The sequence below is a fragment of the Mesorhizobium delmotii genome (assembly GCF_900149755.1).
GTDB lineage: Bacteria > Pseudomonadota > Alphaproteobacteria > Rhizobiales > Rhizobiaceae > Mesorhizobium > Mesorhizobium delmotii.
The window spans coordinates 225,341-248,233 of sequence record NZ_FUIG01000002.1 but is presented as its reverse complement, the minus strand read 5'-3'; the positions used below and the strand labels follow the sequence as shown (position 1 = coordinate 248,233).

Here is a 22,893-nt window from a genome sequence, read left to right as displayed (position 1 = left end):
GACCGCCGCGCCGAAGTCGGCGACAGTGCCGACGAATTCGTGGCCGGTCACCATCGGCACCGGCACGGTCTTCTGCGCCCACTGGTCCCAATTGTAGATGTGGACGTCGGTACCGCAGATCGCGGTCTTCTTGATCTTGATCAGAACGTCGTTCGGGCCGATTTCCGGCACCGGCACTTCTTCCACCCAGATACCCGGCTCGGCCTTGGCCTTGACCAGCGCCTTCATCATGTTCGACATTCTTTTGTCCCTTGAAACTCTTGATCCGGAATCGCTTTTCGGTTCCGGCAGTTCAGGAAATCACACCGAGTTCGCGCCCGACCGCGCCGAACGCCTCGACCGCACGGTCGATGTCGGCGCTGGAATGGGCGGCCGACATTTGCGTGCGGATGCGCGCCTGGCCCTTCGGCACCACCGGAAACGAGAAGCCGATGACATAGATGCCGCGCTTCAGCATGCGCGCCGCCATCTCCTGCGCCAGTGTCGCATCGCCCAGCATGACCGGGATGATCGGGTGATCGGCGCCGGCAAGCGTAAAGCCGAGCTTACCCATTTCAGACCGGAAGCGCGCCGCATTGGCATAGAGACGCTGACGCAGCGCATCGCCATTGCCGATCAGCTCGAAAACCCGGATCGAGGCGCCGGCGATCGCCGGCATCAGCGTGTTGGAAAACAGATAGGGACGCGAGCGCTGGCGCAACCAGTCGACCACCTGGCTCTTGGCCGATGTGTAGCCGCCCGATGCGCCGCCCAATGCCTTGCCGAGCGTGCCGGTGATGATGTCCACCCTGCCCTCGACGCCACAATGCTCGGCCGAGCCACGGCCGTTCTTGCCAACGAAGCCGACTGCATGGCTGTCATCCACCATCACCATTGCATCGTATTTTTCCGCGAGGTCGCAGACGCCCTGGAGATTGGCGATGATGCCGTCCATGGAAAAAACGCCGTCGGTGGCGATCAGCTTGAAGCGGCTGCCTTCGGCCTTCTTCAATTCCTCCTCGAGCGCCGCCATGTCGTTGCTGGCATAGCGAAAGCGTTTTGCTTTGGAGAGCCTGACGCCGTCGATGATCGAGGCGTGGTTCAGCGCGTCGGAAATGACCGCGTCCTCCTCGGAAAGCAGCGTCTCGAACAGGCCGCCATTGGCGTCGAAGCAGGAACCGTAGAGGATTGTGTCCTCCATACCGAGGAAGCTCGATATCTTTGCCTCGAGCTGCTTGTGTTCCTCTTGTGTGCCGCAGATGAAGCGCACCGAGGCCATGCCGTAGCCGTAGCGGTCGAGCGCGGCCTTCGCCGCTTCGCGCAGCTCTTCGCTGTCTGCGAGGCCGAGATAGTTGTTGGCGCAGAAATTGAGCAGCTTGCGGCCCCCAACCTCGATCTCGGACGACTGGGGCGAGGTGATGACGCGCTCGCGCTTGTACAGGCCCTCCGTCTCGATCTGCGAAAGCAGCTCGCGAACGTGGTCTTTGAGAGTCGGTGCCATCGTGCTTCCACTTCCATTGGTGATCTTCGCGGTCTTGCTCATGCGATCTCTCCCCGGAGCACGCGCAACATGCGCTCGAAGTGGCTTGGATCGTGTGCTTTGAGGAGCGCAGCTTCCCGGGGCTGGTACAGATCCCAGAGACGCGATAACCAAAAACGAAAGGCTCCAGCGCGCTGCATCGCAGGAAGCAATAAGCGTTCGGGTCCAGTGAGCGCGCGAACTGACTCATACGCGCCGAGAAAGGCGGCAACTTGCTTAGTGTCTTGGCGGCCGGTGCCACTATCGACGCACCAGTCATTGAGGCACACGGCAATATCAAACAAAAAGGTGTCGCATCCGGCGAAGTAGAAATCGAAGACGCCGGTCAGGTGACCATCTTCAAACAACACGTTGTCACGAAAGAGATCAGCGTGCACCGGCCCCCTTGGGAGTTGCTCGTAGGTGGAGGACACAGCAATCTGGTTCTGAAAGGCCAGCTCGCTCGAGAGCAGCGAGCGCTGTCCCTCAGATACGCAGCGGCCGACCACCGGCACCACCTCGTTCCACCATTCGAGGCCGCGCGGATTGGCCTGCCGCCGTGGGTAGTCGCTCCCGGTCACGTGCATTCGCGCCAGGATCTCCCCGACAGCGCGACAATGCGACTCTGTCGACGCCGTCACGCTCTCGCCAGGAAGCCTGTTGACGATCACGGCAGGCCGGCCTTTCAGCGTGTGAAGGATTTCGCCTCTGACGTTGGCAACCGGATCCGGGACCGGCATTCGCTGCGCCGCAAGGTGCTTCATCAGGTGAATGTAGAAGGGCAATTGCTCGAACGTGAGCCGCTCGAACAGGGTCAGCACATATTCGCCTGCCTCGGTATCCACAAAGTAGTTCGTGTTCTCAATTCCACTCGTGCTGCCGCGAACGGAATTCGGCTGTCCCAGGCCCAGAGCCTGAAAAAAGGTTGCGACTTCGTTAGGTGACAGCTCGGTATATACGGCCATGGCGAAAAGGTCCCGGTCGCGGAAGCAGCCTTTCAGCAGACCGCAGCCTGCAGGGTTTCGGCGATGTAGGTCTTCACGGTCTGTGCATCGGCGGGAAGCAGTTTGAACCGTCTCGGCAAACCCTCTATGCCATCGAACCGCTGCGGAGGAACTGGCTCTCGGCCCAGGGCCTCTCTGATGGTCTCCGCAAATTTGACCGGCAGGGCCGTCTCGAGCACGATCATCGGCACATCCGAAACCGAATGCTCGCGCGCGACCTTCACGCCGTCTGCAGTGTGTGGATCGATCACCGCGTTGAAGCGGTGCCACGCGCCACGGATCGTCTCCAACCGGTCGGCGTGGGTGCTCTTCCCGCTGCGGAAACCAAAATGGTCCGCCGCCCTCCCGAAGGCCGGATCCCCGCTGAGATCGAACGACCCGCTTTCGCGCAGTTGATCGTCGAACAGCGATCTCGTCCGGCTGGCGTCGCGACCGAGCAAGTCGAACACGAAACGCTCGAGATTGGAGGCCTTGGAAATGTCCATGGATGGGCTCGAGGTTTCATAGGTATCTGCCCGGCCCCGCACGCGATACACCCCAGTGCGGAAAAACTCATCGAGCACGTCGTTCTCGTTGGTCGCAATGACGAGACGGGAAATGGGAAGTCCCATCATACGCGCAACATGACCGGCGCAGACGTTGCCGAAATTGCCCGAGGGAACGGCGAAGTCGACCTCTGACGAATTCTCTTCAGTCACCTGAAAATAGGCAGAGAAGTAATACACCACCTGAGCGACCAGCCGGGCCCAGTTGATCGAATTGACGGCGCCGATCCGGTGGCGCCTCTTGAAATCAGCATCGCCGGACACGGCTTTCACGATGTCTTGGCAATCGTCGAACACCCCTTCGATGGCAATGTTCTGAATGTTGTCGTCCTGCAGGCTGAACATCTGGGCTTGCTGAAAGGCGCTCATGCGTCCGTGGGGCGACATCATGAAGACGCGGATGCCCTTCTTGCCGCGCATGGCATATTCCGCCGCGCTGCCCGTGTCGCCACTGGTTGCCCCGAGGATATTCAGCTCCTCACCCCGCCGCGCCAGTTCATACTCGAGCAGATTGCCGAGCAACTGCATCGCCATGTCCTTGAACGCCAGGGTGGGACCGTTCGACAGTTCCGCCACATGGAGACCGCTCTCAAGCGTTCGCACGGGCGCGATCCTGGCGGTCCCAAAGACCTCGGGCCTGTAGGTCTTTGCACAGATGGCCATCAGGTCAGCGGGCGGAATATCGTCGATGTAGAGCGACAGGATTTCAAAGGCGAGCACCGGGTAGGACAAGCCCCGCCACCGATCCAGCGTGGCATCATCCAGCCGAGGGTAGACCTCGGGCACATAGAGGCCGCCATCCGGGGCGAGACCTTCAAGCAGAATCTCGCGGAACTTCCTGCGTTCGGGATGGCCGCGCGTGGAGATGTAGTGCATGTGATGCTGTTCCTTGTTGCCGCTATCGTTCGGCAAGGGTCGAGAGACCGGCCAACCGTTCGGCCTTCAGCGGCTGGCGCGCCACCAGGCGATACGGTCCTGCAGGGCGTAGCCCTTGATAACGGCCGGCAGGAACCACGGATTGCCACGATAGAGCGGGATGGCTGCAGGCGGTCGGAAATCGAATGCGGTGCGCGCCCGATCGCTATGTCCCATCAGCTTGTGAGCCGCACGCGTGCCGACCCATGGCGCCCAGACCACGCCCGAACCGCAGAAGCCGGTGGCATAGACCACGCCGTCCTTCTCGAAGATGCGGGGCAGCATGTCGCGGTGCATCGCCACATTGCCGAACCAGCTGTGCGAAAGGCGAACCTTCTCCAGTTCCGGGAAAATTTCGCCCAGCCCGTTTCGCAGACGGAGCGTCGGGGCTGCCGGATCGCCTGCACGCGAGCTGTCGCGCCCGCCGAGCAGGATGCGTCTGCCGTCCGGCGAAGGGCGGTAATAGAAGCCAAGCTCGCGGCCCTCGCCCATCATCATCCGCTTCGGCATCAGGCGCGCCATCACCTCAGGCGCGAGTTCCTCGGTGGCAATGATCCGGCTGCGAACCGGAACCAGCCGACGGCGCAGGAAGGGACTGGCGCCATCCGTGTAGCCATTTGTGCAGACCAGCACCTGCCGCGCCTGCACCGTTCCGGCCGAAGTCGCGACGCGGAACCCGGAGCTATCCCTTTCGATTGAGGTCACGGGCGTGTTCGAATGCACCGCCAGTCCCGAAGCGAGCGCCACCCGCAGGAGCTCCGCGTGGAATTTGGCCGGGTGCAGCCCACCGATGTCCATCCGGACCATGCCGCCGCGATAGAAGTCGGTGCCGACGTAGTTGCGCTGCTTTGCATATGGAACAGCGTAAGATTCGATCCCCAGTTTCCTCGCCAACGCCTCGGCGCCGCGGGCCATCTTCTCGTACTGTTCATATCCGATGGCGCCCTTGAACAGGCCAACCAGTTGAAAGTCGCAGTCGAGCTTTTCCGACTTGATGAAGTCGTAAAGGAATTCGCGCGCGACCTTGCCCTCGGCCTCGATCGCCATGGCCCTCTCTTCTCCGAAGCGCCGGGTGATCGTGGCATAGTCCAGCCGGATACTCCCGCTGGTAATTCCGCCATTGCGCGTTGAAGCACCCTCGCCCGGATTCATCGCATCAAAAGCTGCAACCGAACGCCCCTCGCGCGCCAGCGCAAGCCCGGCCGAAAGGCCGGCGTAGCCGGCGCCGACGATCGCCACATCGACCTTCCTGGCCAGGGGCTGCGGCGGCAGCGGCATGACGGGCGCCGCTTCCCACCAGTAGGGTGTGTTCTTGTCGGCGACTTTCGGCTCGTGCATGTGAGTCACTTCGCACTGGGTTTTCGGGATCGGAATTGGGCCGCATTTGTCGACAGATCAGACACGGTCGTCTCGCACGTCGAGCGCATCACGCAGCCCGTCGCCGATGAAATTGAAACTTGTCACGGCCATGGTGATGGCGGCCCCGGGAATGATCGCCAGCCAGGGCGCACTGTCCAGATACTGCTGGGCGCCCTCGAGCATGTTGCCCCAGCTGGGTAGCGGCGGCTGAATGCCATAACCCAGGAAACTGATATAGGCTTCCAGCAGGATCGCGCGCGCCACTGTCAGGGTAGCGGCCACGATGATCGGACCCATGGCGTTTGGAAGGATTTCGCGGAACATGATATGCGTGCCGCTCAGTCCCAGCATGCGCCCGGCCAGCACAAACTCGCGCTCGCGCAATGACCGCACCTCGGCCTCGACAATTCGGGCTACCTCCATCCAGCTGGTGACAGCGACGATCACGGTGACCATGGCCGGGCTTGGCTTCAGTGCCGCGGCCAAGGCCAGCAGCAGGAAGATGGAGGGGAATGACAGGAAGCCGTCGACCGTGCGCATCAGCGCTGCGCCGATCCAGCCGCCGCGGTAGCCCGCGATCACGCCGACGAACGTTCCGATAAGCGTCGACAGCAGCATGGCAGAGAAAGCCACCAGCAGTGAGGTCCTCCCCGCCATGAACAGTCGCGCCGCCACGTCCCGCCCCAAAGGATCGGTCCCGAGATAGTGGTCGCCGGTCAGCGGCGGTGAAAAGCGGGCGCGCAAATCGATGTATAGGGAATCATAGGGCAGGAGATGAGGGCCGAACACGCATGCCAGCGTGAGAACGGTGATCATCGCCACCCCCAGCAACGCCAGGTGATGGCTCGTGAACCGGCGCACGGTGCGGCTGCGCCACCAGCGGCTTGGTTCTGCATTTGCGGCGAGAGCGGTCATTTCGGGTGCCTCCTGTTGGGCGTGAGGTTACGCGCTCAACCCAGACGAATACGCGGGTCGACGATCGCCACCACGATGTCTGCGATCAGGTTGCCGAGAATGACGAGGATGGCTGAGAACATCAGCAGTCCCATCACGACCGGGTAGTCGCTGTAGCCGAGGCTGTCCAGGAACAGTCGACCCATCCCCGGCCAGGTAAACACTGTCTCCGTCACCAGCGCGCCGGTCAGGATGCTGGGAAGCTGGACCCCGGCCAGTGTGATCATCGGCAAAAGCGCATTGCCGACGACGTGCTTCATTATGACTCGGCGCTCGCTCAGGCCCTTGGCGCGGGCGGTCTTGACAAAATCCTGGCTGATGGCGTCGAGCGTCGCGGTGCGCATGTAGCGGCTCCAGATCGCGACATGCACCAGCGACAGCACGATGCTTGGCAGGATCAGGTGATGCAGGTAGTTCAGGACCGAACCGTCGCCGATCGTGTACATGTTGCCTGCAGGCAGCCAGCCCAGCTGTAGGGAGAAGATGTAGATGCCGACGAGCCCGAACCAGAAGGTCGGGATCGATAGCGCGACCATGGCTCCGACCGTCGCCATATGGTCGAACAGCGAATAGCGGTGCGTGGCGCCACGAATGCCGATCCAGGTGCCGATCGCGATCGCAATCGCGGTGGACGTACCCATCAGCAGCAGCGTCGCAAGGACGTGCCGGCCAATCACTGCCAGCACAGGCGCGCCGTCGCGGAAGGAGTGTCCCCAGTCGCCCTGGAGAAGCCGCCAGGCCCAGTCGAAATATTGCACCAAAAGCGGACGGTTCAGCCCCAATTGCTCTTTCAGGCGATCGAGATCGTCCTGCGTCATGCTCGGATCGAGCCCGAATTGCGCCAGCGGCCCCCCCGGCAGCAGGTTCAGGACGAGGAACCCGATGACCGAGACGATCAGGAGCAGGATGAGGCTCTGTGAGAGCCGGTTGAGCAGAAAGCCGCGCATTCATCTCTCTCCTCTTTCAAGACAGCGCTGATGACTGGCCGCCGCCGCGAGGCGGCGGCGGCGTATGTATATCAGCCCTTCCAATACCATCCGGCGGCATGCCAGGATGCGACGCGGGTGTTGGAATTTGCCTCGAAACCCTCCAGTCCTTCCTTGCGGCCGAACACGTTGGTGGAGGCAAACAGAGGCAGGAACGGCAGATCCTGACGGACGATTTCCTGCACACGCAGATAAATGGCGCGACGCTGTTCCCGATCGAAGGTGCGGGCGCCCTTCTCGAGCAGCGCATCGACCTCCGGGTTGGAGTATTGGCCTGTGTTCGAGCCCTTTCCGCCCTTCGCGACGATCGCCTTGGTGTGCAGGCGGTTGAAAACGTCGGGGTCGCCCGCGATGACATTGGTTACACCGGAGATGGCTGACTCGAACTGCGATTTGAGCCAGAAATCGCCCCACATGACGGCGGCCGGCAGGTTCGAGATGGTCATCTCCACCCCGATCTCGGCGAATGTCTGCTGCAGGAACTGCTGCGTCTGCTCGCGCAAATGGTTGCCGGAAGTGGTGGAGTTGGCGAACGACAGACGCACCCCGTCCTTCACCCGTATTCCATCGGCTCCGGGTACCCAGCCGGCCTCGTCGAGGATCTGGCCCGCGCGCTCAATGTTGAACTCCTGGGCCGGCAGGTTCGGATTGTAGTAGTAGGAACTCTGCGGCATGAACGTCTCGGTGGGGGCGTGGACCCCGTAATAAATTGCTTCGAGGATCGCTTTCCTATCGATTGCGGCGTAGAGCGCCTGGCGGACCGCCGGGTCCTTGAATTGCGGCTTCTCAAGATTGAGATAGATCGACTCGACCGATGCCCCGGGCTCCAGCTTGACCACACGATCCGATAGTTTGCTGGCTTCCGCGTAGTGGTCGGCGGTTATGAATGCCTGGTCGACAAGATCGATGTCGCCGCTCTTGAACTGGGTGTAGAGCACCGTCATGTCGGGGACGTATTTGAAGACGAGCCGCTCCAAATAGGGGCCCTCCCCGACATAATCCGCGTTCGCGACGAGTTCGATATGGTCGCCGGCAACGCGCTGCGCCCACTTGAATGCGCCAGTGCCGACAGGCGCCTGATTGAAGGCGGCGGCGTTGGGGTCGGCCTCTTTTTCGAGGATGTGCTTGGGAACCATGAAGGTTTCGGCGAGAAACGACAGGTAGGGGGCGAAAGCCTCCTCCATCCGCCAGGTCAGCTCGGTCGGCGAGACCACCTCGATATCGCGCACCAGCGAATGGCCGGCCGTGCGCCACGCACGGAATTTCGGATTGGTGATGAGCTCAAGAGTGAATTTCACGTCTTCGGCCGTGAAGGGCTTGCCGTCGTGCCAGCGGACATCGTCACGCAGTCGGATGCGCCACTTAAGACCGTCCTCTGAAATGTCGCCGTTTTTCTGGCTTGGCACTTCGACCGCAAGATTGGGCTGAAGAACGCCTTTGGGATCCATGCGGAAGAGCGCATCGAAAAGCGAGAAATGCACAGCGTCGTCGACCTCGATATGCGGCATCAACGGATTGAACACGGTGGGTTCCTGCGAGAGACCGACGACGACGCGACCGGTTGGGCTCGCTGGCGGGGTCTGGGCGAAGGCGGGCTTGCCCAACAGATTGGGCGCAATGAGGCCTGCCGCCCCGCCTATCGCCATCAATCGCAGTGCATCGCGCCGCGAGTAGTTTGATTTGGTGTTTGAGCGTTCAGTCATTGGAATTCCCCTTGTTCTGGCGGTATCCGCCGTGGCTCTTACCCATTTGCTGCAACCGGACGGGTAGATCCCGGCTGCTCTCCAGGAATCGCCGCCACCAGCTCACGTGTGTAGGCTGATTGCGGGTCGAGGAAGATTTGCGAGGGAGGACCGCGTTCCACGATCCGCCCTTTCTGCATCACCGCGATTTCGTCGCAGATCTGGCTGGCGACGCGCAGGTCGTGGGTGATGAAGATCATCGACACGCCGGTTTCCCGCTGGATCTGGTCGAGCAGCTGCAGGATCTGGGCCTGGATCGACACGTCGAGCGCCGACACAGCTTCATCGGCGATCAGCAGCTTCGGCTTGAACATCAGTGCCCGAGCGATGCCGATGCGCTGGCGCTGCCCACCGGAAAATTCATGCGGAAAGCGGCCAAAGGCGCCGGCATCGAGTCCGACATGGGCCAGGAGCGCCTTCGCCTCATCACGCGCCTGGGCATAGGGCGTCCCGTGCACGACTGGGCCAACGGTTAGGATGTGGCCGATCGTCGAGCGCGGGTTGAGCGAGGCGAAGGGATCCTGGAAGATCATCTGGACCCGCGGCCGCAGCGGGCGGAATTCGGCTTCGGAAAGCTTGGCGATGTCGCGGCCCTCGAACAGGATCCCGCCGCCGTCGCTGTCCAGCAGCTTGATCAAAAGCCGACCAAGCGACGATTTTCCGGAACCGCTTTCGCCCACAACGCCCAGCGTGCGCCCGGGCGCCAGATCGAACGAGACCTCGTTGACCGCGGGCACGACGCGCTGCGAGCCGAACAGGGAACTGCCGGTGCGGTAGGTCTTCACCAGACCTTCGACCTTCAGGATCGGCGCTTTGTTAGCCGTCTCCAGAGGAACGCGGTCCTCGCCGGTCAGGCGCGGGACGGCCGCGATAAGGCGCCGGGTGTAGGGATGGCCCGGCGACTTCAGGACCTGTTGGGCGCTACCCTGTTCGACGATGTGGCCCTTCTCCATCACGACGACACTGTCTGCGATCTCGGCCACCACCCCGAAGTCGTGGGTGATGAACATGACGCTCATTCCCTTGCGGCGCTGAATGTCGCGGATCAGGTCCAGAATCTGTGCCTGGGTGGTCACGTCGAGCGCGGTCGTCGGTTCATCCGCAATCAGGATCGTGGGCTCGAGTGCCAACGCCATGGCGATCATAACCCGCTGCCGCTGCCCGCCAGAAAGCCGGAACGGAAACTGATGATACATGAGTTCGGGGTCGGGCAGCCCCACCTCGGTCAGCAACTCGACAGCGCGGCCGCGACGGGATTTCGGAGTGCCGACGCCATGCGCCGCCATGACTTCGTCGATCTGGGCGCCCACCGTCATCAGCGGGTTGAGTGCCGAGAGCGGATCCTGGAAAATCATCGAGACAACCCGGCCGCGTAAGCTGCGCAGCTTGTCGGGCGACAGGCCTATGATGTTCATCCCATCCAGCTGGATGGCGCCCGAGGAGACGCGGATCACCTTGGGCAGTAGCCCCATGATGGCATTGGCGGTGACCGACTTGCCGGATCCGGACTCGCCAATGACGCACAGAATCTGGCCGCGTTTCAGATCAAACGAGATGTTCTCGACGGCATAAGTCCGTTCCATGCCCTGCGGCAAATTCACCGTGAGGTCGCGCACCGAAAGCGCCACATCGTGGGGGGCTACAGGCTGGATGCTTGCGACCATTGCGATCATCTCCCGTTTGAACCGAGCGGGTCCACGCTGTTGCGGACCACATCATCGCGCTTTGAGCAGAAGCGCCTCACCATAGCATCCGTCGTCTGGTCATCTCGGCGCTTCGAGCGCTGAGGCTGCGAGAGACTGATTCTGCTCATCTTGGCGGCTCCCTTGATGAAATTCGGTCCGTGTACCGGACACTGTTCCCTTTTCTTGGAGAACTCTCCGAAGGCGTAAGCCCTGCCTATCGGAAGTCCTCTGGAGCTTGCCCGCTATAAGGAAGGGTTGCTCCGTTCTTTCAGCCAGTTTGACTGTTCTGTATCCGCATAGTCGTCGAAATTTGGCCCTCGGGCGGCAGGAACTTCTGAAAAGAACGTCAGGTTCGGCATTTCACTCTGCTCCCGTTCCGGCGGGATCAGACAACCAGGTCCTTCGTCCGCTAATTTGTGCGCGACAGGCCTTGTGTCACTGCGCGCCGCGTCCCGAAAAGCCCATGCCGCAGATCACGCGACTGGATGAATCGTACTCCTGCTTGCCCCTGCGAGGTTGGGGCCAGCGAGCGCTTTTTCGGCAACAATTGCCTGTTCTATGGGCTGCAAACCGCACGATATTCCGTCCAGGCACAAACTTCGCAGCCTGCCTCTGCAGGCGGCAAGTTAGGATGCTTCAAATTACCGGAGTCCCCATCCATGCCCGCGCCGCTCATGCACATCGATTCCAGCCCTTCCCTGCCTCGCGAGGCGGACGTCGTCGTCATCGGCGGCGGCGTGGTAGGCGTATTCACGGCATATTATCTCGCACGCCGCGGTGTCAGCGTTGCCCTGCTGGAGAAGGGGCGCGTTGCCGCCGAACAGTCCAGCCGCAACTGGGGCTGGTGCCGCCAGCAGAACCGTGACGCGCGCGAGTTACCGATGGCAACCAAGAGCCTCGATCTCTGGGAAAAAGTGGCGCAGGAGACTGGCGAAGACACCGGCTTTCGCCGTTGCGGGCTGCTCTATCTCTCTCAAAACGACGATGAACTCGCAGGTTGGGCAAAGTGGCGCGATTTTGCAAGGACGGTCGGCGTCACGACACATATGCTGAGCGCGGAAGAAGCCACCGAACGGGGCAAGGCGACCGGCCGCAAATGGAAGGGCGGCGTGTTCTCGCCAACTGACGGAACGGCGGATCCTTCAAAGGCGGTGCCCGTTGCCGCGCGCGGCATCATGGCGGCCGGCGGCACGGTACATCAATACTGCGCGGCTCGCGGCATAGAGTTGAGCGCCGGCCGGGTCAGCGGTGTCGTTACAGAAGCGGGAACCATCCGGACAACGACCGTGGTCATGGCCGGAGGCGCGTGGGCTTCTTCCTTCTGCAACCAGCTTGGTATTCGTTTCCCGCAAGCTGCCGTGCGTCAGTCCATTCTAGCCGTAGCGCCGGGCGCAAATGGCCTGCCGGATGCCCTGCATACCGCGCGCGTCTCGCTGACGCGGCGCGGCAACGGTGGATACGCGCTGGCGATCAGCGGGCGGGCGCGCGTCGATCCAACGCCGCAGCAGCTCAGGTTCAGCCGCGAGTTCGTGCCCATGTTCGCCCGCCGCTGGCGCAGTCTGGCCCCGGGAGCGTTCGAGGGCTGGCGTCAAGGTCATGAAAGCCTGAGGAAATGGGTACTTGACGACGTGACACCAATGGAACGGAATCGGATTCTCGACCCCAAACCTGACATGAGGCAGATTCGCCTGACATATCAAAGAGCCTGCGAATTGCTGCCCGAACTCCAGCGCACCGCGATTTCTCATGCTTGGGCGGGCTATGTCGACAGCACGCCCGATGGCATCCCGGCAGTCGGTGAAATCGAGGGGATTCCGGGCTTCATCCTGGCGGCGGGATTTAGCGGCCACGGCTTCGGGATCGGCCCCGGCGCCGGGCATATGATCGCCGACATCATCACCGGCAGCGAGCCGATCGTCGATCCGCGTCCTTATAGGCCGGAGCGTCTGAAGACCGCTGCGTGGGGCAAGGTCGCTGAATTCTAAGAAGACCGATTTGCCAACGTCCAACCGGTCGCACACGAGATTGAGGCCGCGAGGCGGCCAGCACTGAAAACAGGGAAAGTGACGATGCGCGTATATGAGATTGCCGCCATTCCGGCCGACGGGATTGGCCCAGAGGTCATTGCCGCCGGTCTCCAGGCGCTTGAGACACTTGAAGAGCGCTGCGGCGACTTCAAGCTGCGCGTCCAGCACTTTGACTGGGGCTCAGACTACTACAAGGCCCATGGTCGGATGATGCCCGAGGACGGTGTGACGCAACTGAAGCGTTTCGACGCTATCTTCTTTGGCGCGGTCGGTGCTCCCGATGTGCCCGACGACATCACGCTCTGGGGCCTCCGGCTGCCGATTTGCCAAGGCTTTGATCAGTACGCGAACGTGCGGCCGACCAGGATATTGCCGGGCATTGCTTCGCCGCTGGCGGGCGTTGGCCCTGGCGATCTGGATTGGGTGATCGTGCGGGAGAATTCCGAGGGCGAGTATTCGGGCCACGGCGGCCGCGCCCATCGCGGCCTTCCCGAGGAAGTCGGAACCGAGGTCGCGATCTTCACGCGCGTCGGCGTCACCCGCATCATGCGCTATGCATTCCGGCTGGCGCAGTCACGGCCGCGAAAGCTCCTGACAGTTGTTACGAAATCCAACGCGCAGCGTCACGGCATGGTAATGTGGGACGAAATCGCCGCCGAGGTGGCACGGGAATTCCCGGACGTCACGTGGGACAAGATGCTGGTCGATGCTATGACGACGCGTATGACGCTGAAACCACGGAGCCTCGATACGATCGTCGCCACCAATCTTCACGCCGACATATTGTCGGACCTTGCAGGCGCGCTTGCGGGCAGTCTCGGCGTAGCACCGACCGCCAATATTGATCCCGAGCGGCGCTATCCCTCGATGTTCGAGCCTATCCACGGCTCGGCGTTCGACATTGCCGGCAAAGGTATCGCCAACCCTGTCGCCACCTTCTGGACCGCCGCCCAGATGCTCGACCATCTGGGCGAAAGCGAAGCGGCCGACCGGCTGATGCGCGCTGTGGAATCGGTGACAAGGGAAGGCGTGCTGACGCCGGACGTTGGTGGCACCGCGACCACGCAGGAAGTAACGGACGCCGTTTGCCGGACGATCCGCGGTTCGAACGTGTGACAGGTTTCTGATGAAGCTCGACAAGATTGACATCAAAATTCTCTCCGAGCTGCAAAAGAACGGGCGCATATCCAACGTCGAGCTTGCCGAGCTGGTGTATCTGTCACCGAGCCCCTGCCTGATGCGCGTCAAGAAGCTTCAGGCGGAAGGCTTCATCACCGGTTATTCCGCCCAGATCGATGTCTCCAAGCTCGGGCAGACGTTGACGGTCTTCACCGAGATCACGCTCAGGAACCATCGGCAGAACGACTTCGCGCGGTTTCTTGCCACCGTCGAGAAGATCGATTCCGTCATCGAATGCCATCTTGTTTCAGGCGGCTACGACTACCTGGTGAAGTTTGTCACAGCGGGAATCACCGAATACCAGACGGTCATGGAGCGCCTTGTCGAAATGGACATCGGCATCGACAAATATTTCAGCTTCGTCGTGCTGAAATCCCCTATCGTGAAATCTCACCTCCCGCTCGACGCCATATTCGGCAGATGAGGAAGAGGCTGCCCCGCGCATGCGGCGGCAGTCTGGACGATCATCTTTTCATTGCTGCCCGCACGTCCTTGTCTTCGAGGGTTTGGTCCAGCGTCATCCGCGTGCGTTCGAGGATTCCATCGATATCGTCCTTCGTGCAGCACAACGGCGGCGCATAGCCCAGGATGCCGCTGTTGAAGGCGCGGATGATGAGGCCGTTCGCCCATGCGCGGTCGAAAATACGGCGACCCGGATCGGCTGCCGCCGGCAGCGGCGTCTTGCGCTCCTTGTCAGTGACCAACTCGACCGCGGCCAGCATGCCGCGACCGCGAATATCGCCAACCAGCGGGTGGTCGGCGAGCGAGCGAAGGCCTTCCATCAAGCGCTTCCCGGCCTTCCGCCCGTTCTCGAGCAAGCCCTCTTCGTAGAGACGCAGGCATTCCAGCCCCACCGCCGCGCTCACAGGATGGGCTGAATAGGTGTAGCCATGGCCGACAGGCGCTTTGCCGGCTCCGTCCGCGATCGTATTGTAGACATGGTCCGACATGAAGACTGCGCCCATCGGCACGTAGCCCGAGGTCAGTCCCTTCGCCGTGGTTATGAAATCCGGCACCACATCGTCCTCTTCACAGGCGAAGAGCGGACCGGTGCGGCCAAAGGCAGTGATGACTTCGTCGGCAACGAACAGGATGTCGTGTTCCTTGCACACGGCGTGCAGGGCCTTCAGCCAGCCTGTCGGTGGAACGAGGACACCGCCCGAACCCTGAATGGGTTCGGCGTAGAAGGCCGCAACGCGGTCCGCGCCAAGTTCCGCGATCTTGGCGCGCAGGGCCGCGACCGATGCGTCGATAATCGTCTGCGGATCGGAACCGACCGGATTGCGATAGGCGTAGTGCGAGGGAATCTTGTGCTGCCAGTCGTAAGGCACGCCGAAGCCCGCATGGAAAGCGGGGATCGCGGTCAGACCGGACCCTGCCGTCGAGGATCCGTGGTAGCCATACTCGACCGAGATGAACTGGTCCTTTTGCGGCGTACCCTTGGCATGGTAGTAGTAGCGAATGAAACGGATCGTGCTGTCGACTGCGTCGGAACCGCCCAGCGTGAAATAGACATGGTTCAGATCGCCGGGCGCCAGTTCGGCAAGTCTGGCAGCAAGACGAATGGCAGGCTCGGACCCCAGCCCGAAATATCCTGTCGCATAGGGAAGCTCTCTTAGCTGCTTGGCCGCTGCCTCAACGACGCTTTCCTGCCCGTATCCGATGTTTACACACCATAGACCAGCGAATCCGTCCAGCAGCGTTTTCCCGCTTGCATCGGTCACCCTTGCGCCCTTGGCGGATTTGAGCACCCGCACACCGGCTTCCTCGTGGCTCCGATAGCATGAAAACGGGTGAACCAGATGCGCGCGATCGAGTTCGATCAGTGAGTTTGCCAGCATTTCTTCCTCCGATTCAACCGAGTGCCTGACTGACCAACGCATATGTGCGGTGATGCGCGGGCTTGCTTTCTTTGTGCGTGGCCATGGAGCGTCGCATCGTGATCCCACCGCCGACGTGCGCGAGCCCGCGCCCGGTGAGCCATTCAGCAAGATCCGTTGAAACGTCGGTATCGACACGGACGAACTGGCCCTGATGATGGGCGAGCAGAAAGTCGATCAGGGCTTTGGCCTCGGTACCGTTTCTCGCCACCACCGGCCCAATGACCAGCCCCCGGCCGAATGGCCGGATGGCGGAAAAGGCCTGGGTATCGCCTTCATCGCGAATGACAGCGAACTTCGCGCGCTCGCGAAGCAGCTTCATCAGCGCCGAACGGTCATGGCCAAATGCCTCGCGATCCAGCACCCCGAGGCGGGCAAGATCGCCGCGCTCGGCCCAGGACACACGGGCCGGCGCGGAAACAGACAATGCCTCGCCCTGATGCTGTACGATCTCGCTAGTCGTGACGAAGCCCAGCTTCTCATAGAGCGGCAGGCCTTCCCGTGTCGCCGCCAGGCAACAGGTGCGCTCAGCCGCCTTGGCAAGCGCCTCTTCCATCATCTTTCGGCCGAGCCCGCGGCCGCGCATGGCCGCATCGACGATCACCATGTTGATGGCGGCGGCATCGTCGCCGTAGGGGGTCATCATGATGGTCGCCACCACGCGTTCTTCTTCCAGAGCGACGACCCCCCGGCTGACCGACTGGACCACCTCCCAATCCTCGCGGCGATGCGGCCATTTAACCTGGCGAGACAACTCGACAGCACCTTCCAGGTGCCCCGGCGTCATCTCTTCAAGGATGATCTGTTGTGTGGTCATGATGAATTTCCGGCCTTCGTCTTCAGGTGCTAACGGTAGACCACCAAAGACAGCAGTTCCTCCCGACCGGCGGCCATGCGCCACGCGTTTTCACTATCCTTCGCCGCTCGCGCCGCATCTTCTGCCGAAGCATGGCCGACAGGCCGCGCTGCTCCCAAAGCTCGAAAGGACACCTGGCGCAACTCTCTGCCAAACCGGCGATGCAATACGAAACGATCTGCTTCAGGTCGCGGCGAATGCGGCCGTTAGTCTTCCAGATCTCCGACTATGGTGATTGTGGTACAGGCACGCTGTGCCGAGAAAACTAGGAGGATGGTCGCCATGTCGACGTTCAGACCGAAATACATCACCTTCGACTGCTACGGCACGCTCACCAATTTTGATATGGCTGGTGCCGCGAGGCGCGTCTACGGCGAGCGCCTCTCCCCAGAGGCAATGGCCAGCTTCGTGGAGGCTTTCAGAGGCTATCGCCTTGACGAGGTGCTGGGGCCATGGAAACCCTTCCTCGAGGTGGTGCAGAATTCCATCGAACGCAGCTGCAAGCGCATCGGTATCCAGTTCAAACCCGAAGATGCCCAACGCATCTATGACGAAGTGCCAACCTGGGGTCCGCACCCCGACGTCCCGGCTGGCCTGTCCAGAGTGGCCAAGGAAATCCCACTGGTGATCCTGTCCAACTCCATGAACAGCCTGATCATGTCGAACGTGGAAAAGCTCGGCGCGCCCTTTCACACCGTCATCACCGCCGAAGAGGTTGGCGCCTATAAGCCGCTGATGAAGGGCTTTGAATACATGCTCGACAAGCTCGGCTGCGGCCCTGAGGACATCACTCATGTGTCGTCCTCATTCCGCTACGATCTCATGACCGCCTATGATCTCGGTATCAAGAGCAAGGTGTGGGTGAATCGCGGCCACGAGCCCGCGAACCCCTTCTACGAATATACCGAGATAAAGGATATTGGCGGGCTGGCCGCCGCCGTCGGCCTGGATCCCGTTCGGGAAGTTGCTTGAGGCTGGCGGGCCTCCGGCCATCGCGGCATCCGAAGTATCGAAATGAGAAAGGGGCGGTTCGACCGCCCCTTTCTCATTGCTGGTCTCGCTCTTGAGATTCCGGAAAAGCCTCTAATTCAACCCGCCGACGTGAAGCGTCTTGACCTCCAGATATTCCTCAATCCCCAGCTGCGATCCTTCGCGCCCCAGCCCCGACTGCTTCACACCGCCGAACGGCGCGACCTCTGTCGAGATCAGACCGGTATTGAGTCCGACCATGCCGAACTCCAGCGCCTCGGCGACACGCCACGATCGTTTGAGGTTTTCCGTGTAGAAATAGGCGGCAAGGCCGAAGGGTGTTCCATTGGCGATCGCGATGGCTTCCTCCTCGGTTTCAAAACGGAACAACGGCGCAACGGGCCCGAACGTCTCTTCCGACGCCAGCAGCATTTCGGTCGTGGCGTCGCCGAGCAGAATAGGCCGGGCGTATTGCTTGCCTTCCGGCACTGCTTCGCTCCGGGCAATTATCCGGGCGCCTTTCTCCAAAGCATCGGCGACATGCCGCTCGATCTTGTCGATGGCGGCACCATTGATCATCGGCCCGATGACGACGCCCTCCTCTGTACCGGCGCCAACCTTCATCTCTGCAACTCGGCTGGCGAGCTTGGCAGCAAACGCCTCATAGATGCCGGCCTGCACGAGAATGCGGTTGGCACAGACGCAAGTCTGGCCGCCATTGCGAAATTTGGAGTTTACCGCCCCTTCGACGGCGAGATCGAGATCTGCGTCATCGAAGACGATGAAAGGCGCGTTCCCGCCGAGCTCGAGGCTTAGCCTTTTGATGCCGTCGGCGGCGCCCTTCATCAAAAGCGCGCCGACGCGGGTTGAACCTGTGAAGGAGATCTTGCGCACCGTTTCGTTGGCCATCAGCTCTTTGCCGATCTCCGCCGGCATGCCGGTTACGATGTTGATAACGCCTGCCGGGATGCCCGCTCGCTCCGCCAGGACGCCGAGCGCGAGCGCCGAAAATGGTGTGAACTCGGACGGCTTGATCACCACCGTGCAGCCGGCAGCCAGTGCGGGGGCGACTTTGCGCGTGATCATCGCGTTGGGGAAATTCCACGGGGTGATGACGGCGCAGACGCCGACTGCTTCCTTGAGAACCAGAATGCGGCGATCGGCAGTGGGTGACGGAATGGTCGAGCCACCGATCCGGCGCGCCTCCTCCGCAAACCATTTCACGAACGACGCGCCGTAGCGGATCTCTGCGAGCGCCTCGGCAAGCGGCTTACCCTGTTCCAGAGTCAGCAGAAGCGCCAAATCCTGTTCATGCCGGCGAATGAGGTCGTGCCAGCGTTCCAGCAGTCCCCCGCGCTCGGCATGAGTCTTCTTCTTCCAACTCCTGAACGCCTCGGCCGCAGCGCCGATCGCGGCCCTGGTCTCGTCGCCCCCCATGTCGGGAACGGTGCCGAGAACATTCAGGCTGGCAGGGTTGGTGACCTCGGCGACGGCCTTTGTGTCCGCGTCCCGCCACACACCGCCAATCAACGCCTGCTGGCGGAACAGGTCCGAATCGTTAAAGGTGCCAATCTTCGTGATCGCATTCATGGTCTTTTTCCTCTGCCCTTTCAGCTCAATGCCGCAAGCACGGCTCGCGTGATTGTTTCAGTCCGGTCCTTGCCTGCGATCGTGCCTATGCCCTGCGCGGTTACGGACTCGATCGCCGACATCACTTCGGCCGCAGCATGCCGCTCGCCCAGATGCTCCAGCATCATCGCACCGGACCAGATCGCGGCGATCGGATTGGCGACGCCGAGATGCGCGATATCGGGTGCCGAACCATGGACAGGCTCGAACATGGAAGGTGCGCTGCGATCGGGATTGATATTGGCAGAGGCGGCATAACCCAGCCCGCCCTGGATGGCCGCTCCGATATCGGTGAGGATGTCGCCAAACAGATTCGAGGCGACGATTACGTCGAGACTTTCAGGCGCCAGCACCATGCGGGCAGCCATGGCGTCGATGTGGTAGTGCGAGACCTCTACATCGGGATAGTCTTTCGCTATCTCGCGCGTCACCTCATCCCAGAAAACCATGGAATGTTTCTGCGCGTTGGATTTGGTCACAGATGCGAGCTTCTTGCGGCGCGCCCGCGCCTGTTCGAAACCGAAACGCATGATCCGTTCGACACCCGCACGCGTGAAGATTGCTGTCTCAATCGCGACCTCATTGGCTGTGCCGGAATGAACGCGCCCGCCGGCACCGGAATATTCGCCTTCCGTATTCTCGCGTATGCACAGGATGTCGAAACCATCGGATCGGAGGGGCCCCTGAACGCCCGGCAACAGCCTGTGCGGTCGTATGTTGGCGTACTGCGTGAACCCTTTCCGGATCGGCAGGAGCAGTCCGTGAAGCGATACTGAGTCGGGCACTTCGGCGGGCCACCCCACAGCACCGAGATAGATCGCATCGAATTTCCGCAGTATCTCGATGCCGTCTGGCGGCATCATTGCGCCGGTTTCCAGGTAATAGGCGCAGGACCATGGGAAGCTTGTGCCATCAAGGGCAAAACCGCCCCGTTTTGCCGCCGCCTGCAGCACCTGCCATGCCGCCCCAGTCACGTCCTTGCCGATGCCGTCGCCGGGGATGAGCGCTAACTTGTAGGTCGTCATTTGATGGAGGTCCTCATCCGGCACTAGCGTTTCATTTGAACAATAGTGGACCGCGCGCCGCATTTTCCGTCGAGGATGAGCCGCCCGACGGCGTTGAATCGCGTCAGGCGGAACTTGGAAAGTCGATTGTTCTGGAACCGCCGCGCGCTCTATTCGGCCGCACCGTGAGCATTGAACTCAGTCATAAACGCAGACGTAGATCTTGCGCACGGTCTCGATCGTGCGCCAGACGCCGACGAAACCGGGCTTCATCACGAAGCTGTCGCCGGCGCGATAGGTCTTCGTCTCGCCCGCCTTCTCCTCGATTTCGATCACACCCGAAATGATGTGGCAGAACTCGTAGGTGGTGCCCTTGATCGAATGCGTCTCGCCGGGCGTCGCCTCCCAGACGCCGGTCAGAACCTTCTCACCTTTCGAGGCATCCTGCGCCCAGGTCTTGAAGGATGGAGTGCCGGAAATGAGCCGCTCCGGCAGCGGCAATGCCTCCTTCGGCGTGAAGGCGGGATTTGTGTCGACAGTGATCAGAAGTGACATGTGAGGTTTCCTGGTTAGTAGCCGAGTGTCCGATCGACGAGGCCGATCAGAGCCTTCCCGGCGCGGTGGCGCCGGATGTTGTCCACGGCGGATTGCGCCGCCGTATGCGGTTGCGTCACCGAGGCGATGTGCGGCGTTATCATCACCTTCGGATGCGACCACAGAGGATGGTCTTCCGGGAGCGGTTCTGGATCAGTTACATCAAGCATCGCCGCAGATACGTGACCGGTGTCGAGCGCGTCGATCAGCGCGGCCTGGTCGAGTTGCGGACCCCTGCCGAGATGCAGCAGCCGCGCCCCGGCGGGCAGTAGGTCGAAGAGCTTTGCATCGAGCATGCCGCGCGTTTGTTCCGTCAGCGGCAGCAGGCAGACGAGAATATCCGTTTGCTTCAGAAAGCCCGCGAGTTGGTCCGCGCCATGAAAACAGGCAACGCCCTCTATCCGCTTTTCGCTGCGGCTCCATCCGGCTAGCGGAAACTGGAACGGCTTCAGGCGCTCGATTGCCGCCTGCGCCAGCATGCCAAGACCAAGAAAACCGACCCGGCGTTCGGCCGCCTGTCGAGCGGCAATCGGTTGCCAGAGGCACCTTTTCTGCTGATCGAGATAGGCGGGCATCTCCCGGTGGAGCGCCAACACGCCAAGCGCGACGTATTCCTGCATCATGCGTATGATGCCATCCTCGACCATGCGCACAAGCTTCACATGGCTTGGCATCACGTCCTGATTGAACTGGTCGACGCCCGCTCCGATGGAAAACAGCAGTTCCAGATTGCGGTAGCGCGAGATCTCGTCCGGCACTGTCCAGGTGATGAGATAGCGCACCTTCTCCGGCTCCATCTCCTCGCCGGAATGGAAGAATTCCAGATCCGGGAGTTCGCGCGCGAAGATCTCGCGGAACACCGCAGCACGCGCCGCATCGGAATTGAAAAGAAATGCCATGGAACCCGCCCTCTAGTTCATGCTGCAAGGCGCGCGCCGAGATCCTCGATCATGCTCTGGCAGGCAGCAAGTTCACTGATCTCGATGTATTCATTGGGACGATGCGCGCGGGAAATTTCGCCGGGGCCGCAAATGATCGCATCGATACCGGCCTGCTGATAAAGCCCGGCCTCCGTGCCGTAACTGACCGCTGTGAGCGGCTCCTGACCTGTCAGCTCGGTCAGAACCGCCGCTAGCTTACTACCCTTCGCGGGTGCAAGGGCGGGATAGGAACTCAACTCGTGCCAAATTACCTCGAAGCCGCCGTCGCGTAGATCGAAAAGCCGGGCTTTGACCGGCTCAAGCAGGGAGGCTGGAGAAACGCCCGGCACGGCACGCGCCTCGATATCGGCTGTGCAGTGGCCAGCGATGATGTTGACCGCCTGTCCACCGGCAATGACGCCCACCTGCAAGGAAGAATACGGGGGCTCGAAATTTTGATCGAGCGGGCCGCCGGCGAGGGATTGGCCATAGGCCACGGCGTGCGAGATGACACCGGCCATGGCGTGCACGGCATTGAGTCCGAGATCGGGGCGTGACGAATGGCCGGATCGCCCGATCACCTCGAGCCGCGCGGCGGCCTTCCCCTTGTGCGCGCGCACAGGCTGCATCCGGCTCGGCTCGCCGACAATCGCGCCAAGCGACCTCTCGCATAGGCTCGGCAACGCAGCTAAGAGATGCGGCACGCCACGGCACCCCGCCTCTTCATCGTAGGAGAATGCGAGATGAACTGGCTGCCGCAGGTTCATCGCCGCAAGTCCTGGGAGCGCGGCCAATGCGCAGGCGAGAAAGCCTTTCATGTCAGTGGTGCCGCGGCCGTAAAGCCTGCCGCCCTCGCGACGCAGGACGAACGGATCCGAGCTCCATTCCGGCTCGCCGGCCGGCACAACATCCATATGTCCGGAGATGATGTAGCCCCGACCCTCGCGCGGGCCGACCGTGACGAACAGGTTGGACCGGTCGCCCTCGGGACCGGGCAGAACCATCACCTCGGCTCCGGCTGCCTGACAGTAGTCGCGGATCCAATCGACGATCGCGCCGTTTGGCGTGCCCATAACAGAGGGAAATGCAATCAGGGTCGCGAGGATTTCTTCCACGTTCATGGCGGTCCGCTCTGCTTGCACATTGT

20 protein-coding genes are annotated in these 22,893 nt (G+C 61.6%); 4 read left to right on the top strand and 16 right to left on the bottom strand.

The annotated features are described in order from the left end of the window. The 9 genes from BQ8482_RS38895 to BQ8482_RS01220 form a co-directional block, all read right to left on the bottom strand. A partial coding sequence (locus tag BQ8482_RS38895) for an alcohol dehydrogenase catalytic domain-containing protein (RefSeq protein ID WP_244602586.1) occupies positions 1-240 on the bottom strand: 240 nt, incomplete at its 3' end. Between the two features lie 52 nt (positions 241-292). Next, positions 293-1,480, bottom strand: coding sequence for a glycine C-acetyltransferase (locus BQ8482_RS01255; RefSeq protein WP_123145959.1), 1,188 nt, complete (start codon positions 1,478-1,480; stop codon positions 293-295). Between the two features lie 38 nt (positions 1,481-1,518). After that, positions 1,519-2,463: a homoserine kinase gene (locus BQ8482_RS01250; protein WP_123145914.1), complete on the bottom strand. Its 945-nt coding sequence runs from the start codon at positions 2,461-2,463 to the stop codon at positions 1,519-1,521. 32 nt (positions 2,464-2,495) lie between these two features. Continuing rightward, positions 2,496-3,923, bottom strand: coding sequence for a threonine synthase (gene thrC / locus BQ8482_RS01245; protein ID WP_123145958.1), 1,428 nt, complete (start codon positions 3,921-3,923; stop codon positions 2,496-2,498). A 66-nt stretch (positions 3,924-3,989) separates the two neighbouring features. Then, a complete protein-coding gene (locus BQ8482_RS01240) occupies positions 3,990-5,300 on the bottom strand; it encodes an NAD(P)/FAD-dependent oxidoreductase (RefSeq protein ID WP_123145913.1) in 1,311 nt (436 codons plus the stop codon). Between the two features lie 57 nt (positions 5,301-5,357). Beyond that, the gene (locus tag BQ8482_RS01235; RefSeq protein WP_123145912.1) at positions 5,358-6,236 is read right to left on the bottom strand and encodes an ABC transporter permease; all 879 of its coding nucleotides are present in this window, start codon (positions 6,234-6,236) and stop codon (positions 5,358-5,360) included. A gap of 35 nt (positions 6,237-6,271) precedes the next feature. Beyond that, on the bottom strand, positions 6,272-7,222 hold the full coding sequence (locus BQ8482_RS01230; protein WP_123145911.1) for an ABC transporter permease: 951 nt from the start codon (positions 7,220-7,222) through the stop codon (positions 6,272-6,274). Between the two features lie 71 nt (positions 7,223-7,293). Beyond that, positions 7,294-8,964 (bottom strand): peptide ABC transporter substrate-binding protein, encoded by a 1,671-nt coding sequence (locus BQ8482_RS01225; protein ID WP_123145910.1) that lies wholly within the window; start codon positions 8,962-8,964, stop codon positions 7,294-7,296. A gap of 38 nt (positions 8,965-9,002) precedes the next feature. Next, the gene (locus BQ8482_RS01220) at positions 9,003-10,667 is read right to left on the bottom strand and encodes an ABC transporter ATP-binding protein (RefSeq protein WP_123145909.1); all 1,665 of its coding nucleotides are present in this window, start codon (positions 10,665-10,667) and stop codon (positions 9,003-9,005) included. A gap of 680 nt (positions 10,668-11,347) precedes the next feature. Here BQ8482_RS01220 and BQ8482_RS01215 point away from each other — a divergent pair. The 3 genes from BQ8482_RS01215 (at position 11,348) to BQ8482_RS01205 (ending at position 14,318) form a co-directional block, all read left to right on the top strand. Continuing rightward, positions 11,348-12,673, top strand: a complete 1,326-nt coding sequence (locus tag BQ8482_RS01215; protein WP_123145908.1) for an NAD(P)/FAD-dependent oxidoreductase — start codon at positions 11,348-11,350, stop codon at positions 12,671-12,673. A gap of 84 nt (positions 12,674-12,757) precedes the next feature. After that, the gene (locus tag BQ8482_RS01210) at positions 12,758-13,831 is read left to right on the top strand and encodes a tartrate dehydrogenase (protein WP_123145907.1); all 1,074 of its coding nucleotides are present in this window, start codon (positions 12,758-12,760) and stop codon (positions 13,829-13,831) included. 10 nt (positions 13,832-13,841) lie between these two features. Beyond that, complete coding sequence (locus tag BQ8482_RS01205) at positions 13,842-14,318, top strand: Lrp/AsnC family transcriptional regulator (RefSeq protein WP_123145906.1); 477 nt, start codon at positions 13,842-13,844, stop codon at positions 14,316-14,318. 40 nt (positions 14,319-14,358) lie between these two features. Here the strand turns inward: BQ8482_RS01205 and BQ8482_RS01200 are convergent, their stop codons facing one another. Further along, positions 14,359-15,735 (bottom strand): aspartate aminotransferase family protein, encoded by a 1,377-nt coding sequence (locus tag BQ8482_RS01200; protein WP_123145905.1) that lies wholly within the window; start codon positions 15,733-15,735, stop codon positions 14,359-14,361. A gap of 13 nt (positions 15,736-15,748) precedes the next feature. After that, positions 15,749-16,591, bottom strand: coding sequence for a GNAT family N-acetyltransferase (locus BQ8482_RS01195; RefSeq protein WP_123145904.1), 843 nt, complete (start codon positions 16,589-16,591; stop codon positions 15,749-15,751). Between the two features lie 321 nt (positions 16,592-16,912). Between BQ8482_RS01195 and BQ8482_RS01185 the strand changes: the two genes are divergently transcribed. After that, a complete protein-coding gene (locus tag BQ8482_RS01185) occupies positions 16,913-17,602 on the top strand; it encodes a haloacid dehalogenase type II (protein WP_023798457.1) in 690 nt (229 codons plus the stop codon). A gap of 111 nt (positions 17,603-17,713) precedes the next feature. Here BQ8482_RS01185 and BQ8482_RS01180 read toward each other — a convergent pair whose 3' ends face one another. The 5 genes from BQ8482_RS01180 to argE form a co-directional block, all read right to left on the bottom strand. Then, entirely contained in the window at positions 17,714-19,189 is a 1,476-nt protein-coding gene (locus tag BQ8482_RS01180; RefSeq protein WP_123145902.1) for an NAD-dependent succinate-semialdehyde dehydrogenase, read from the bottom strand. 20 nt (positions 19,190-19,209) lie between these two features. After that, the gene (locus BQ8482_RS01175; protein ID WP_123145901.1) at positions 19,210-20,253 is read right to left on the bottom strand and encodes a tartrate dehydrogenase; all 1,044 of its coding nucleotides are present in this window, start codon (positions 20,251-20,253) and stop codon (positions 19,210-19,212) included. A gap of 177 nt (positions 20,254-20,430) precedes the next feature. Further along, complete coding sequence (locus tag BQ8482_RS01170; RefSeq protein WP_123145900.1) at positions 20,431-20,787, bottom strand: cupin domain-containing protein; 357 nt, start codon at positions 20,785-20,787, stop codon at positions 20,431-20,433. Between the two features lie 14 nt (positions 20,788-20,801). Beyond that, positions 20,802-21,725 (bottom strand): 2-hydroxyacid dehydrogenase, encoded by a 924-nt coding sequence (locus tag BQ8482_RS01165; RefSeq protein WP_123145899.1) that lies wholly within the window; start codon positions 21,723-21,725, stop codon positions 20,802-20,804. A 17-nt stretch (positions 21,726-21,742) separates the two neighbouring features. Next, complete coding sequence (gene argE, locus BQ8482_RS01160) at positions 21,743-22,867, bottom strand: acetylornithine deacetylase (protein ID WP_123145898.1); 1,125 nt, start codon at positions 22,865-22,867, stop codon at positions 21,743-21,745. Between the last annotated feature and the right edge of the window lie 26 nt (positions 22,868-22,893).